The sequence below is a fragment of the Rickettsia endosymbiont of Thecocarcelia acutangulata genome (assembly GCF_964263195.1).
Taxonomy (GTDB): domain Bacteria; phylum Pseudomonadota; class Alphaproteobacteria; order Rickettsiales; family Rickettsiaceae; genus Rickettsia; species Rickettsia felis.
Genome location: NZ_OZ181652.1, coordinates 245719 through 260565, shown reverse-complemented (window position 1 = coordinate 260565; position 14847 = coordinate 245719). Strand labels below are relative to the sequence as shown.

The window sequence follows — 14847 nt, the reverse complement described above, 5'->3', positions numbered from 1 at the left end:
ACGGGATGACAGAGGTGAAATTAATCCACGCGGGCAATACCTAATGTAGACAAACTAATTAGATGACACCTATTCACCTTAGAGTATAATATTATGCCTGCAAAACTTATTGTTCTTTTTACCTTACTTATTTCCTTTTCTACTATGGCACATAAAAAGGAAGAAGAAAAAATTACAGGAGTAAAAGCAACTAAAGTACAAATTGCCGAGCTTTACGACATATTTAATATTGTAGGGCAATGCCAGAATGATAATAGCCGTGATTATTATGCTAATGCCACCGGAGTAGTTGAAAAAGTCTCAGCACATCAAGGAGAAATAGTAAAGAAAGGAGATATATTGCTAGTTATAGATAAAAACATAGCAGAAACCACTAAATCTAGAGCAGCAGCTTTATTAAATACAAAACAAGAAGATTATAATAGAAAAGAAGCTTTATTTGCTAAAAAATTTGTAAGCAACGAGGAATATAAAAGGTCAAAAAGCGAACTTGAAGATGCTAAATTTAATTATTCCAAAGCTCTAAAAACATATAACAACATGATAATTACTGCACCCTACTCCGGTAAAATAGGCGTAATTAAGTCTATGGTCGGTGATGAAGTAAAAATAGGCAACTATCTTTTTAGCATTACCGGAACAGAAAATTCACAAAGTATTTTTATTGAATTGCCGGAATCTTTAAGCGGAAAAGTTGGAGTCTATACTGAAGTTTTAATTGCAGGAAAAATTAAAAGTACAATCGGGGCAGTATCACATTACTTATCAGATAACGGTACTTTAACAGCTAAAATTATTTTACCTATGGGGACAAAAATCCTGCATAATAGCTTAGTAGATGTTACGCTTATAATTAATCCTCACAAAAATCTAACCGTTCCTGAAAGTTGTATTCAACGAAATAATCAAGGTAACTTTATTTATAAAATAGACGGTGATACGGTAAAACAATTATATGTAAAAATCGGTACACGTACAGAAGGTCTAATTGAAATTACCTCTGACGATATTAAAGAAGGTGATTTAGTCGTTACCGAAGGTATGACTAAAATCGGCGATGGCTCAAAAGTTAAAATAATTGAGGAATAGTTATCTATACATATTTTTAATCCATCTCTGTATTCTAGAGATTGTTGCTTTTACTCCATTATATTTTATAGAGTAAATAGTGAACCTAATTAAACTTGGGGCAATAGAAAAACCTAATCGTATTTTTTTTATTATACGGTTAGAGTTATTTTTTGTAACGTCAGCATCCTCTTTTAATAATTTTAATTGCGTAACAGCCACTAAGAGCAAATTGATAGTAAATGGACTGAATTTACTTAAATCACCATCATTAACAACGTATGCAGCAATATTTATTAACCCTTGAGAATATTTAGTAGGGCTCATAAACGCATTAGTATCGCCATCACGAACACGGTATTTGGATAATGCCTTATTAATACCTCCTACTAAATTCTTACTTGCAATAGAAATCCATACACAACAATCTTCACCGATTTTAATATTTTCAGGAAATAAGTTTTGTCTAAATAACAAAGTCCTGCCCATCACTGTTGTTGTTGTTATCGTACAGTTTTGGATAATTTGAGGAAAAATTTTACCACTAACATTACCAGAATCCACAAAACATATATATTTTCCTTTTTCATCTATTCTTTGATATGAAGTATGAGAAAATACAAAATTATTTTCCATCATAAATCCTAATTGAGTTTCTATTTTATTTGGCATAAATAGATCATCTGAATCAAGAAAAGCAATATATTCTCCTGAAGCTTTTTTAATTCCTAGATTACGTGCTGCACTAGGTCCTTCATTTTCTTTACGGAAATATTTTATCCTCTTATCTTTTTTACATATTTCAGTTAATTCTGATATATCCTCTGTTGATCCATCATCTATTACAAGTAATTCAAAATTTTCATGAGTTTGAGCAAGTACGCTTTCTATAGCCTCTATAGTCCAATTTATCCTATTATATACAGGCATAATCACGCTAACTTTTGTATTATTCAAATACCTATTCGCCATCTCCATAGCTAATTTTTCTGATTTTCTATATGGAGTATAATCTTTAAAGAAAGCTATGGTATCAAATAAAAATGCTGCTATAGAACCGTCGCCCATTATTAGCATTTCTTCTTCTGTTAACTCTTTTAAAAAACCCGACCATAATTCTTCGCATTCTTTTTCATGTATAGAAATAGTATTTGTCCCACGCTCAGGATGCATTCGAGCTTTGATAAGTACTTGATCATCAAAATATATAGGAGCTACTCGAAAAATCTTAAACCACAAATCGTAATCTTGTGTTGTTATTAGCTTTTCATTAAATAGCCCGACTTCATGAAAATATTTGACAGGGATTAATAACGAACACCCATGTATCAAACCACGTAGAAGAGGAAATAATGGGATGTTAAGTTTATTTTCAGGAATCCTATCAATTATTTTATTTGTAGCTATATGTTGTGATTTTTCATTTATTAAATCATAACCACAGTAAAGAATAGTATCTTTATTATCTAATTTATTTAATATATTAATTTGATGTTCAACTTTATTAGGTAAATATACATCGTCATGACTAAGCCATGAAAAATATTTCCCTTTCTTGTTTTTGACACCATAGTTCAAAGCTGAACCGCATCCGCCGTTTTCTTTATAAAAATAACGTATTTTATCACCGTATGATAATGCAATTTGTTCTGTTTTACCATTGTCTTTAGAACCGTCGTTAACAACAATAATCTCAATATTTTTGTAAGTTTGAGCTACGGCACTATCTATAGCTTCGTGCATATAATTTGCCCCGTTATATACGGGAATAATAATCGAAACTAACGGGGAATATGTATTTTGTTTCATCCAACTAACTTTTGAGAATGAGGAATTAATCTAATTAATATGCTCACTAATAGACTAATTATAAAAGTAATAAATGCTAAAGCTAAACCGTCTGTAATTGGATAATTTACCTGATTAAAGCTTGAAAATTCTATCATTATGTATTGTAATCTATCTAGTAACCAAACATGAAAAAAATATATGAAAAAACAATTATCAGAAATACATTTTAATAGTTTATTATAATAGACCGGCACATTAACTTTTTGTAATACTACGAATATTCCTATAGATGCGATTATAACATTTGGTGTTAAATATACATATGCAGTTTCATCAGGTATAGAGGAATTTATATTTAGTTTCCAAGTAATAGTAAAAGTAAATATACTTCCTATTAAATATAAAATTAACCAATAATATATAGGAAATTTTGAACCGATATTTTTCCTTATTAGATATGCTCCTAAAATTGCATAACCGGAATAATTGAGAAAATTACTAATTGCCATCCAATTTGTTATCGATAAAAAGTAATAAGAATTAACACCATTAATTACAAACCATAATATTAAAAAATAACAAGCAAATTTTGTATCTTTAATCATTTCATTAACAATTAAAGCAAGAATTGGCAATAGTAAACAAACCCCAAGCATATAATAAACAAAACCTAGATGATACATTGCAGGTTCACGAAAGATACTATTTAGTACAACAAAAATATTAGATATTTCTCCAATGTTATATAAAACCCAATATTTATAAAGAATACTCCAAAATATTGATGGAATTAATAACCTTTTTACTTTATGCCATAATTTTTCTATCGGCATAGTATTTTGAAGTGCTAAAACACCTGACAATAATATAAATAAAGGAACAGCCACTCTACAACAAGAATCTATAAAATTAGAAAAAATAAAACTTTTAGAAAAAGGGAAAGATGAATATGTATAAAAACACGGAGCGATTGAATGAAGCGTAACTACCATAAAAATAGCTAAAGTTTTTGCTAAATCTACCCAAACTATATGGTTATTATTTATTTTCATTATCATTTATATTTAAAAATTTAAGAAATGTTTCTTTCATATGCTCTAGCGTAAAATCTCGCAAGAAACATTTTGAACCGTTTTTAGCAAATTGTTTATAAGAATCTTCATCAGCTATTGCTCTTTCAAGCTCATATATTATTTTATCGGTGGCAAGAGAATTACACAAATATCCTGCATTATTTTCTGCTATATATTTGCTTGGTGAAGAATAATCAGGAGCATGACAAAAGACCGGTCTACCGGAAGCAAAATATGTAACTAATTTTGAAGGAAAACTTGTACTTGATTCTTTATAAAATTCTTCAGAAAACCAGTAAGGCATATAAAGAAGATCTGAATCGGCAAGTAAATTAATAGTTTTTTCTTGCGAACACCACCCTAAATATTCAAAATTAGCAGGTAATTGTGCTGATACTTGAAAATCTCCTCCTATTACCCGAATTTTAATATTTTTGCCAGCAATAAACCAACTAACGCTATTAAGAGCATTAATAAGACTTAACCATTCAGCTTGAGCATAAAACTGCCCTGCCATACTAATTATAAATTCATTTCTATTATGAGGCGATGCAGCTGGAATACATGCTAATTCTTTCAGTAATCCGGCAATTACCGGTATAGTAGGTGTATTATATTTAGTTTTATAACTCTCAGACATTGCCCATGAAGCAGTAGCACAGCAAGTACTATGTTTGATTACTTCATCAAACTCTTTTAAGAACCTTTTTTGAGTAAACTCATCAATTTTATTAGCTCGAAGCCACCATTCAAAAGAATCCCACACTTGAGTAAATAAAGGCACTGATAGTTTTTTAGCTAAAGGTCGTGTTAACCTAATTATAGTCTGCCCTTGCAATACTGCCCATATAGCATCAACTTGCTGCTCTTTAGCAAATCTTATTATTTTAGGAAGTAACAAATATTTTACTTTTGCAGCATTAAATAACTCAACACTATAAGAAATTAATCCTCCTATTTTCCCTTCTTTGTATATTCTAGCAGTTTCAATAGATTTAAATAATTTTAAGCGAGGAATTTTTTTTAATTCTTTTGGTATTTTAAATTCTAGACTAGGATGTGCAACACTACATATAACAACTTGACCTAAAGGTAGAAATTTTACTAAGGGATGTAATACTAACCCTGCCGTATAATTCTCACACGGTGGTATATCAGTTAAAAGTAAAATTTTCATTTATTTAAGGTCTCTTTATAAATATTTACTAAATTTTTTATGTGCATATCTTGACTATAATGTAATTCAGCTGCTTTTCTTCCTTTATTACCTCGCTCTAAACGCTCTTCCGGATTATCAATTAAGTGCTTTATTGCATTTGATAAAGCATTACTATCACGCATTGGAACAGAAATACCAACATCAGGAGCAAATGTTACTTCAGGTAATGATGTTCCGTCAAAAACAATTACAGGTTTGCCGCATGCTAATGCTTCTATCGCCATGACGCCGAACGCTTCTGCAACAGACGGCATTAAGAAGATATCAGAAGCAGCTAAAACATCTCGAAGTAATACATTATCATTAGTCCAGCCATGTTCTATTATTTCAAATCTTCCTCTAAATTGTTCTAGTAAATTATGCCTGCCAACCGTTAATAAGCATATAGGCTTTGTAATTTCAAAATTTTTTAATGCTTCTATAATATAATTATACCCTTTAAAAATATGGTCAGCTTCACTACGAAAAGAAATTACTATCGTATCTTTACTGATTCTAAACCGTTCTCTTGCTTTTTTAGTAAAATCAGGAGAAAAAAATTTTAAATCTAAACCAAAAGGTAAATGATGAGTTTTTACTTTTTTAAATAATGGCGAAATATTAACCATATTCTGCATCCATTTTGATGCTACAATTATATCAAAATTAGATTTTTCATAAACTCTGCCTTTATGATTAAATAAAAACTTACTATTGTCTTTCCTCATTGCAAATGGAGTACTAAGGTCAGGGCAAATACCGCAATTTTTCTCCCATCCCGTACAACCCATCGGATAAATGCAACGACCTGTCATCGCCCAAGGATCATGCAAAGTCCAAACCGTCGGTTTTAGATTAGTTATTTTAGGCAAATGCCTCATACTAAAAAAACCCGAATGAATAATATGAAGATGAAGTAAATCAGCTTCTTGAAATTCAGGCATTTTCATCATTTGCAAAGCATTACGATATAAAATTGATTGCAAAGATAAGATATTTTCTATTCCGTATAAAAAACGATTTATTTTACGATCTCTCTCACTAAAGGTTAATACTTCAGGATTATCATTATCTTTTTGCCAAACTAAATGTTTTGACTCTATACCATGTTCTTTTAAAAGAGGAGTAATTGCTAAACCGTGAAATCGAGAACCAGGTGACTCATAGGCAGTAATTTGTAATACTTTCATAATTAGTTTTTGCCTATTACTGAAGATTTTGATAGCAAATCTTTGTATAATTTTGCTAAATTTTTAACATATAGCTTTTCATCATAATATAATTCTGCTACTTCTTTACTCTTATTACCACGCTTTAAACGCTCTTCCGGATTATCAATCAAATGCTTTATTGCATTTGATAAAGCATCACTATTACGCATTGGAACAGATATGCCAATATCAGGTGCAAATGTTACTTCAGGTAATGATGTACCATCAAACACTATTACAGGCTTAGCACACGCCATAGCTTCTATTGCCATAACACCAAATGCTTCTGCAACAGACGACATTAAGAAGATATCAGAAGCAGCTAAAACATCTCGAAGTAGCACATTATCATTAATCCAACTATGTTCTATTATTTCAAACCTTCCTCTAAATTGCTCTAGTAAATTACATTTACCAACTGTTAGTAAGCATATAGGTTTTGTAGTCTCCAACTTTTCTAATGCTTCCATTATATATTGGTAACCTTTAAAATGAGTATCTTCGGAACGAAAGCAAATCACTATTTTATCATCACTAATATTAAAACGCTCTCTTGCTTTTTGAGTAAAACTAGGAGAAAAAAATTTTAAATTTATACCGAAAGGCAAATGATGAACTTTAACTTCTTTATCAAACAAAGGTGAAGTATTAACCATATTTTGCATCCATTTTGATGCTACAATTATATCAAAATTAGATTCTTTATAAGCTTTATACTTATAATCAAATAAAAACTTACTATTATCTCTTTGCATAGGAAATTGAGTAGTAAGATCAGGGCAAACTCCACAATTTTTTTGCCACCCACTGCATTCCATTGGGTGAACACATCGACCGGTCATTGCCCAAGGATCATGCAAAGTCCATATTGTTGGCTTTAGGTTAGTTATCTTAGGTAAATGCCTCATACTAAAAAAACCTGAATGAATAATATGAAGATGAAGTAAATCAGCTTCTTGAAATTCAGGCATTTTTATTATTTCTAAAGCATTACGATATAAAACCGATTGTAAAGATAAAATATTTTCTATTTTACGTAAAAAACTATTTATTTTACGGTCTTTTTCGCTAAAAGTTAATACTTCAGGATCCTTAGTATCTTTAGCCCATACCAAATGCTTAGATTCAATACCGTATTTTTTTAAAATCGGCGTTATAGACAAACCATGAAATCTACGCCCCGGAGATTCATAGCCATTTATTTGTAATATTTTCATTTAACTTAGACCTTATTAAACGCTATACATCTCATATCGCTTTCAACTTATTTAACATTCTTATTATTTTAGCGTAAATCTTTATAAAAATAGAACGATTCTCGTTACTGATTTTTAGTTCTTGTTCCTTAACTTCTAACTGTTCCTTAAGTATTTCTAATTCTTCAGTATTAGCAATTAGCTGTTCGGTTAGTTGATCTGTAGTAGATTTTAATAATTCTTGTAAATTATTTATTTGCTCGTATAATTTATTGATATCTTTAAATTGTGAAGCAAATTTATTTATCTTAGATAAATATTCTTGAGCTGTATTAATAGCAAAATTTATTTTTTCTCTCTCTACTATTTCTAGAATTTCTTTTAAAGAGGTTGTCGCTCCTTTCTCAATTAATAGTTCTGTTGTGCGTTGACACATCCATAAACCGCATTTTAAACTATTTTTTACAATTTCATTGTTTATAACTTTTTCTTTAAAATCAGGAAATATAGCTTTTAAATTTTCTAAATGATTTGTAGCATTAAATAAAATATTTTCTCCATATACGTCATTAAAATAATTTTCGGTATATACTATATTTTTTATTGCATAGAATCCTCCATAAGGAGTAGTAAGAAGCTCACTCTTAGCATTATGAGTATGTAATTCTTTACATCCTATAATACTCCATCCGGGAAAATCTTCAGGATGCCATCCAGATTTATGCTCTTGCCATTCTCCTCCATGTAAATTCCAGCCGTCAATATCATGTACTTCTTGCGGCATAAAACCCAAAGGGGTAAATATTATAATTTGTTTGCGAGCTACCCGTTCGCATTCAATTAATACTTCTTTCCCGATTTCTTTAGGCATATGCTCTATAACATCAATTAAAAATATTGAGTCAACAGATTTATCGGAAAATGTAGTAAGAGTAGCTTTTGCGTCTAAAGGAATTATTATTGAATTAGTTCCTGATAAGTTCTTTTTTAATATTTCAGCATATTCTTGATATGGTTCTACACAAATAAGTAAATCAGGAACTATATATTGTTGCGGACGAATCCCGCATCCAATATCCATAATACTAGAAACAGGATTTATAAATTCTTTTATTTTAGTATAAAATATATCTGCCGAATACCATTCTTCAACTATTTTATCTTCTTCTATCATTTAAACCACACCGTACGGTTAACATAATCCACATAACTTAAAACTATACGCAATATTTTCTTTGATACAAGACCCGCTTCAGCATAATCCGGCACGATATCTTGCAAGCGTTTATTATTCTCGTGTTCTTCCGTAATAGCTTTCACCGATTGTAGTACCCGTTCAGCCTTAAAGCCCGACATAATAAGCGTTCCGGCATCCATACCTTCAGGACGCTCATGTGCCTCTCTAATATTTAAAGCAGGTAAATTAAGTATCGATGCTTCTTCGGTAATAGTACCACTATCGGATAAAATACAAAACGCATTCATCTGAAGTTTGACGTAATCCGTAAAACCAAAAGCCGGTAAAAACCTTATTTTATCACCAAGCTCCTTAAACCCCTCTAAATCCTCAAGCCTTTTTTTAGTCCTTGGGTGTGTTGAGAAGATTACGGGGAAATTATACTCTTTAATAAGAATTTGTAAACTACTTAATAATTCTTTCAGATTATTTTTGACATCGACATTTTCTTCACGATGTGAGCTAATTAAGAAATATTGTTTTGGTGTAAGTGACAACTTATCTAAAATATCCGAGTTTAATATTTTAGGCATAAAACGGTCAAGAACTTCAGGCATATGCGAGCCTGATTTTAAAATAAGCTCAGGCGGTAAACCTTCAGCAATTAAATAACGTCTTGCATGCTCGGTTAACGTAATGTTAAAGTCGCTAATATGATCAATGATTTTACGGTTTATTTCTTCAGGTACACGCTGATCAAAACAACGATTTCCTGCTTCCATATGAAAAATCGGAATTTTACGGCGTTTAGCAGCAATCGCCGATAAACACGAATTAGTATCGCCGTAAAATAAAACGGCGTTGGGTTTTTCTTTTTCAAGTACCTCGTCTACTTTTTCGATAATAAGCCCGATAGATTTTGCCGTATTATCTGCCGCTACTTCTAAGAAATAATCAGGCTTTCTAATTCCCATATCATCAAAAAAAACCTGATTTAATTCATATGCATAATTTTGACCGGTGTGAACTAGGAGGTGATTAGTATATTTATCAAACTCAGAAATCACGCAGCATAGTTTAATAAGTTCAGGACGAGTACCGACAATCGTCATTACCTTAAGCATTTTTTAGCTCCTCTTGTACGTAATCAAGCGTCAGTAATAACTCTTTTACTTCTTCTAAATTTAAACGTTTTGTATTATGAGAAGTGTAATCCTCTAAAAGAGCTACTTTCTTTTCACCTTCAACAAAATATTTTGCATAATTAAGATCACGCCCGTCCATAGGAATACGGTAATAATCCCTTAAATCATCAGCTTTTGCCATTTCTTCAGATGATACTAGCGATTCGTAATGTTTTTCGCCGTGACGTGTACCGATAAAACGTATTTCATTTTTGCTATCGAATATATCTTGTAACGCTTTTGCGAGTACTTCAATTGTACTTGCCGGAGATTTTTGTACGAAAATATCTCCTTGACGCCCATGCTCAAACGCATATAAAACTAAATCTACGGAATCTACAAGCGACATTAAAAAACGTGTCATTGACGGTTCTGTAATGGTTAATTCCTTACCTTGTTTTATTTGATTGATAAAAAGAGGAATTACCGAACCACGAGATGCCATAACGTTACCGTACCTAGTGACGCAAAGCACAGTCTCACCTGGAGAATGCATACGTGCTTTTGCTATTGCTAACTTTTCCATTAATGCTTTAGATAATCCCATTGCATTAATTGGATATACAGCCTTATCGGTACTCAGTACAATAACTTTTGTAACTTTGTTATTAATAGCAGCACTTAAAACATTTTCAGCACCTAAGACGTTAGTATTGATTGCTTCCATAGGATAAAATTCACAAGTCGGAACTTGCTTTAAAGCGGCGGCATGAAATACATAATCTACACCATGCATTGCCTCATTAATACTTTTATAATTACGTACATCCCCGATATAGAATTTAAGTTTTGAGTTATTTAAAGCAATACGCATATCCTCTTGCTTTTTTTCATCTCTACTAAAAATTCTAATTTCCTTAATATCATTGATAATATCGGATTTAAGAAAACGAGAAAGCACCGCATTACCAAACGAACCGGTGCCTCCTGTAATCATTAAAGTTTTATCTACAAACATTATTTATTTAGTACCTATTTTGTTATTATTTATTTTGTCATTGCGAGGAAAAATTGTTGCATAATCGTCATTGCTAGGAGCGAAGCGACGTGGCAATCTCGTAAAACATCCTGAGATTGCTTCGTCAAAATTTTCAATTTTTTCTCGCAATGACGACTCGGTATTCACGCAGTCTACGACTGCTCGCAATGACGATTTACCCAAACTCACACATACGCTTTACAAGCTCACGCCAATCAGGTGGCGTATATCCCGTTACCTCATTAAAACAAGTGGCATCCAGTGAGCGATCTATTACAAGCTCATCCGATGGAATAATATCGATTTCTTTATTATATATTTTCGCTACTAATTTTAACAATTCTAACTTATTAATCGGTTTTGATGCAACATGATAAAGCCCATGCAGTTCTTTATTCGGTAATACAAAATCCCTTATTATTCTTGCAAGCTCTACTGTCGGGAATCCTGAATAAATAGCTTTTTCAAAACCTTTCACTTGCCCTTCTGCACTTAAAAACCAATTGATTAAGCTTCTATTGCCTGCCAGCTCATGACCTATAATTGAAGTACGTAATGTAATAGCATGCGAATAATCTACTTCGCCAAGGAATTTAGAGCGACCGTAAAGGTCATAACAGTCAGGAAAATCGCTTTCCTTATAATTACCTTTTTTTCCTGAAAATACACAATCAGTACTAATGTGGATTAACCTTGAATTAGCTAATTTACATAAATTAGCTAGCCTATGCGGTAACAAGCTATTTATTGGCAATGCTTTTAACGGATCGTTTGCATCAGCTAATTGCTTTACAAGCCCTATACAATTTATGACGATTTCGGGTTTTACTTTATTAAATACCTCAACTAACGAATCATGATTCTCAACATCTACATTTGTAATTAATTTATCAGATAAATCTTTAGAAAAATAAGAATGAGCGGAATTATTTCGAGCTGTCGCACAAACATCAAACTTACTATCCTGACTTAAAAATCTAAACATACTGTTACCTAGCATACCGGTAACACCTAGAATTAATATTTTCATGGTATATTTTATTTATTTTCATCGGTTTTATCATAAATAATATATCTTTACAATAAAGTTTTTGAAAAGCTAGAAATTGTATAATTATCAACGAATTAATTTATATCCTCTTCTTTTCTCATAAGCTTTAATTCTTTGTATAAATCAATATCTTTATACTTATCCAATATGTTTCTTGCTTTTTCTATATTTGAATGAAAACTCGATATTATTAATTCTGAATTGTTATACTTAATTGTTACTTTATCTCCTATTTTAAGTTTTAATTTCTGCCTTACTTTTATAGGAATAACTAGTCTACCGTTATTATCAATATAACTTTTTTGTACTATCATAAAAAATAATTAACTTGCCATAGAAAAGGTTCTTATTCTACTTTCTTTAACTTTCCAACCTTCATCTTCTGCGAGTTCTAAATCATATTGATTTTGCATATTCATCCACCAACGAGGATTAACATTAAAATATTTACCTAAGCGGAGTGCCGAATCAGCAGTAATTGAACGATGATGCTTAATTATATTATTGATTCTAGTAACAGGTACATCAATATCACGAGCAAGCTTACTTTGACTAATACCCATAGGTTCCATAAATTCTTCAAGTAGAATTTGCCCCGGTGAAATAGGAGGTAATTTGTTTGTCATAAATTCTTAGTTTTGTTGCATGGACTGTTTTATGTCATTCCCGCATAGGCGGGAATCCAGTAAAGCCTATAAAAACAAGTTTTTATAGGCTTATTTTATTGAATATACAACTTCTATATCGGATATTGAAGTTATTTTTCTGGATCCCCGCTTTTGCGGGGATGACATTGAGTAGGTTTTTCGATGCACGCAACAACTCCTCAATTCCTTCCTAATTAAAGTTTTTTCATAGAATCAAGCACGGTTTCAAGAATCATACTAGCAGCTACGGCATCATCGTTATTATTACGATCTTTTCTTTTAACGCCGAATGATTTAAGGAAATTATTCGCAGCTTTTGTAGTTAGTCTTTCATCTTGTAAATATATAGGAAAATTTATAGATTTTGCTAGCTCTTCAGCAAATTTCATTACTATATTTGTTTGCTCGGTTACCGCTCCGCTCATATCAATCGGTAGACCTATTACCACACCGCAAACTTTATATTTTTCGATTATACTAAGCAAGGAAGTAATAACGATTTTTTTATTTATCTCAATTATAGTGTTTAAGGGCATAGCAATATTACGTTCTTGATTAGATAATGCGATTCCTAATTTTTTGCTTCCGTAATCAATAGCAATAAGTGGAGCATTTGGTATTAAAAGCGGATAAAATTCTTGAAGATTTTTTATGATCATGGTAGTTATAAAAATTACTTTATTTTATTATATATGCTAAAAACTATTCAAAAACATTTAGATACGAAATTAATTAAATTATCGGCTATTTTAGCCTTTATTTATTGTTTGTTATTTAATACCGCAATATTGATTTATAAATTTGATTATTATAAAGCAACGATTTTTAGAGGGATATTAGAGCTATCAAAAGATTTTTGTTATATTTATATATTTTCTTTTATAGCATTTTTTGGTCTTAGCGTACATAAATTAGTGTTAAAAATCGGCGTAGGGTTTTTATTTATAACATCTGCTATTGCTAGCTATTACATTTATTTCTTCAAAATCAATCCTACTAAACAAGTAATAGGTAGTTTTTTCTCAACGGATTTAAACGAAGTTTATGAATTAGTCAGCATTAAATTAATAATATGGATAATTTTTTGCCTTTTTAGCTGTTTTTATACTCTCAAATCTTTTACCGCCGAAAATTCTAAATCATTCGTAACAAAATTATTATCTGCCGCTTGCTTACTTATTTTTGTATATAATATTATTACTCCTTCATTTAAGATACTAAAAAATTATTTTCCCATTCAGTATTTACATAATAGCTACCTTAATTTTGCCGGAAACCTAACCGGTAAAAATTATGCCTGTATAGATATTAGTAAGCAATATAACTTTATAGATAAGTCAGATAAAGATATTATAGGTGTTTTAGTTATAGGAGAATCGGCAAGATTTGATCATTTCGGTATTAACGGTTATGAAAGAGATACGACTCCTTACTTAAAAACTGCCCAAAATCTAACTTCTTTCAAAGCTAAATCCTCTTCTAATCTTACCTATCTTTCCGTACCGTCATTACTTTCACGTTATCCTGCAAGTCAAATTGAAAATACTAGACAAGAGAACAGCTTTTTATCAATTTTAACAAATCTTGGCTTTAATACTACCTGGATCGGTACTCAAACTTTAATGAGGAGTTTCGCAAATTTTGACCTAAGTAATATATATAATGACGTTAATTTTACTATAGTACCGGGCGGCTCTGCTCTATTTTCTTTAAATGATCATGATGAAAAAATATTGCCTTTTATAAAAGAAATAATAACAAATTCAGAGAAACAATTTTTAGTAGTTCATACCTCAGGAAGTCACTGGAACTATAACGCAAGATATCCTAAAGAATTTGAACATTTCACTCCTACCTGCCCTATTAAAGTTAAAGGAGATGCGAGTGATTGCGATAAGCTTGCTTTAGTTAACAGCTATGATAATTCAATTTTATACACCGATTTTTTTTTATCTAATTTAATAGATTTGCTTAAAGATAAAAATGCCTTTTTACTATATGTATCCGATCACGGCGAATCGTTAGGAGAAAATGGTTATTACGGTCACGGTGGTCCACTACTTGCAGAACAAATAACAGTGCCGCTTATAGTTTGGGTATCAGATGATTTTAGAGAAAAATATCCTGAATCGGTAGACTCAATTAAAAATTATGCTAATACCGAAATTAGCCATGATTATGTATTTCATTCAATCCTTGACTGTTTAAATATAGATTCCGACATAATAGATAAAGACTTAAGTATATGTAAATCTAGTTAAAAATTATTGAA

The 14847-nt window shown here is 31.1% G+C and carries 15 protein-coding genes; 2 read left to right on the top strand and 13 right to left on the bottom strand.

Annotated features, from left to right (window positions below):
• Positions 1-90 precede the first annotated feature (90 nt).
• Positions 91-1089: an efflux RND transporter periplasmic adaptor subunit gene (locus ACE38Q_RS01410; RefSeq protein ID WP_500191190.1), complete on the top strand. Its 999-nt coding sequence runs from the start codon at positions 91-93 to the stop codon at positions 1087-1089.
• Here ACE38Q_RS01410 and ACE38Q_RS01405 read toward each other — a convergent pair whose 3' ends face one another.
• The 13 genes from ACE38Q_RS01405 to ruvX form a co-directional block, all read right to left on the bottom strand.
• Positions 1090-2877 (bottom strand): glycosyltransferase family 2 protein, encoded by a 1788-nt coding sequence (locus ACE38Q_RS01405; RefSeq protein ID WP_500189807.1) that lies wholly within the window; start codon positions 2875-2877, stop codon positions 1090-1092. It lies immediately after the preceding gene.
• Positions 2874-3917 carry an acyltransferase gene (locus ACE38Q_RS01400; RefSeq protein WP_500189806.1) on the bottom strand — a complete coding sequence of 348 codons (1044 nt, stop codon included), beginning with the start codon at positions 3915-3917 and terminating at the stop codon, positions 2874-2876. Before ACE38Q_RS01400 ends, ACE38Q_RS01405 begins: the two co-directional genes overlap by 4 nt.
• Positions 3898-5109: a glycosyltransferase gene (locus ACE38Q_RS01395; protein ID WP_500189805.1), complete on the bottom strand. Its 1212-nt coding sequence runs from the start codon at positions 5107-5109 to the stop codon at positions 3898-3900. The genes ACE38Q_RS01400 and ACE38Q_RS01395 overlap by 20 nt, the downstream gene beginning before the upstream one ends.
• Entirely contained in the window at positions 5106-6320 is a 1215-nt protein-coding gene (locus ACE38Q_RS01390) for a glycosyltransferase family 4 protein (protein WP_500189804.1), read from the bottom strand. Before ACE38Q_RS01390 ends, ACE38Q_RS01395 begins: the two co-directional genes overlap by 4 nt.
• Positions 6321-6322: 2 nt before the next feature.
• Positions 6323-7558 (bottom strand): glycosyltransferase family 4 protein, encoded by a 1236-nt coding sequence (locus ACE38Q_RS01385; protein WP_500189803.1) that lies wholly within the window; start codon positions 7556-7558, stop codon positions 6323-6325.
• Positions 7559-7589: 31 nt separating this feature from the next.
• On the bottom strand, positions 7590-8711 hold the full coding sequence (locus ACE38Q_RS01380; protein ID WP_500189802.1) for a methyltransferase domain-containing protein: 1122 nt from the start codon (positions 8709-8711) through the stop codon (positions 7590-7592).
• Complete coding sequence (gene wecB, locus ACE38Q_RS01375) at positions 8708-9838, bottom strand: non-hydrolyzing UDP-N-acetylglucosamine 2-epimerase (RefSeq protein WP_500189801.1); 1131 nt, start codon at positions 9836-9838, stop codon at positions 8708-8710. Before wecB ends, ACE38Q_RS01380 begins: the two co-directional genes overlap by 4 nt.
• The gene (gene capD, locus ACE38Q_RS01370; protein WP_500189800.1) at positions 9831-10856 is read right to left on the bottom strand and encodes a UDP-glucose 4-epimerase; all 1026 of its coding nucleotides are present in this window, start codon (positions 10854-10856) and stop codon (positions 9831-9833) included. Before capD ends, wecB begins: the two co-directional genes overlap by 8 nt.
• 3 nt (positions 10857-10859) lie before the next feature.
• The gene (locus ACE38Q_RS01365) at positions 10860-11006 is read right to left on the bottom strand and encodes a hypothetical protein (RefSeq protein WP_500189799.1); all 147 of its coding nucleotides are present in this window, start codon (positions 11004-11006) and stop codon (positions 10860-10862) included.
• A 46-nt stretch (positions 11007-11052) separates the two neighbouring features.
• Complete coding sequence (locus tag ACE38Q_RS01360; protein WP_500189798.1) at positions 11053-11907, bottom strand: dTDP-4-dehydrorhamnose reductase family protein; 855 nt, start codon at positions 11905-11907, stop codon at positions 11053-11055.
• 95 nt (positions 11908-12002) lie between these two features.
• Positions 12003-12242 carry an AbrB/MazE/SpoVT family DNA-binding domain-containing protein gene (locus ACE38Q_RS01355; protein ID WP_500189797.1) on the bottom strand — a complete coding sequence of 80 codons (240 nt, stop codon included), beginning with the start codon at positions 12240-12242 and terminating at the stop codon, positions 12003-12005.
• 9 nt (positions 12243-12251) lie between these two features.
• Positions 12252-12554, bottom strand: coding sequence for a HigA family addiction module antitoxin (locus ACE38Q_RS01350; RefSeq protein WP_500189796.1), 303 nt, complete (start codon positions 12552-12554; stop codon positions 12252-12254).
• A gap of 215 nt (positions 12555-12769) precedes the next feature.
• Positions 12770-13234 (bottom strand): Holliday junction resolvase RuvX, encoded by a 465-nt coding sequence (ruvX, locus tag ACE38Q_RS01345; RefSeq protein ID WP_500189795.1) that lies wholly within the window; start codon positions 13232-13234, stop codon positions 12770-12772.
• Positions 13235-13267: 33 nt separating this feature from the next.
• On the opposite strand from ruvX, the gene ACE38Q_RS01340 reads away from it, so the two are divergent.
• The gene (locus tag ACE38Q_RS01340; protein ID WP_500189794.1) at positions 13268-14836 is read left to right on the top strand and encodes a phosphoethanolamine transferase; all 1569 of its coding nucleotides are present in this window, start codon (positions 13268-13270) and stop codon (positions 14834-14836) included.
• Positions 14837-14847 lie beyond the last annotated feature (11 nt).

Coding starts and splice junctions, on each gene's coding strand:
- ACE38Q_RS01360 (WP_500189798.1), bottom strand. CDS start 11,907: ATGAAAATATTAATTCTAGGTGTTACCGGTATGCTAGGTAACAGTATG.
- ACE38Q_RS01400 (WP_500189806.1), bottom strand. CDS start 3,917: ATGATAATGAAAATAAATAATAACCATATAGTTTGGGTAGATTTAGCA.
- ACE38Q_RS01385 (WP_500189803.1), bottom strand. CDS start 7,558: ATGAAAATATTACAAATAAATGGCTATGAATCTCCGGGGCGTAGATTT.
- ruvX (WP_500189795.1), bottom strand. CDS start 13,234: ATGATCATAAAAAATCTTCAAGAATTTTATCCGCTTTTAATACCAAAT.
- ACE38Q_RS01390 (WP_500189804.1), bottom strand. CDS start 6,320: ATGAAAGTATTACAAATTACTGCCTATGAGTCACCTGGTTCTCGATTT.
- ACE38Q_RS01395 (WP_500189805.1), bottom strand. CDS start 5,109: ATGAAAATTTTACTTTTAACTGATATACCACCGTGTGAGAATTATACG.
- ACE38Q_RS01355 (WP_500189797.1), bottom strand. CDS start 12,242: ATGATAGTACAAAAAAGTTATATTGATAATAACGGTAGACTAGTTATT.
- wecB (WP_500189801.1), bottom strand. CDS start 9,838: ATGCTTAAGGTAATGACGATTGTCGGTACTCGTCCTGAACTTATTAAA.
- ACE38Q_RS01340 (WP_500189794.1), top strand. CDS start 13,268: ATGCTAAAAACTATTCAAAAACATTTAGATACGAAATTAATTAAATTA.
- ACE38Q_RS01350 (WP_500189796.1), bottom strand. CDS start 12,554: ATGACAAACAAATTACCTCCTATTTCACCGGGGCAAATTCTACTTGAA.
- capD (WP_500189800.1), bottom strand. CDS start 10,856: ATGTTTGTAGATAAAACTTTAATGATTACAGGAGGCACCGGTTCGTTT.
- ACE38Q_RS01380 (WP_500189802.1), bottom strand. CDS start 8,711: ATGATAGAAGAAGATAAAATAGTTGAAGAATGGTATTCGGCAGATATA.
- ACE38Q_RS01405 (WP_500189807.1), bottom strand. CDS start 2,877: ATGAAACAAAATACATATTCCCCGTTAGTTTCGATTATTATTCCCGTA.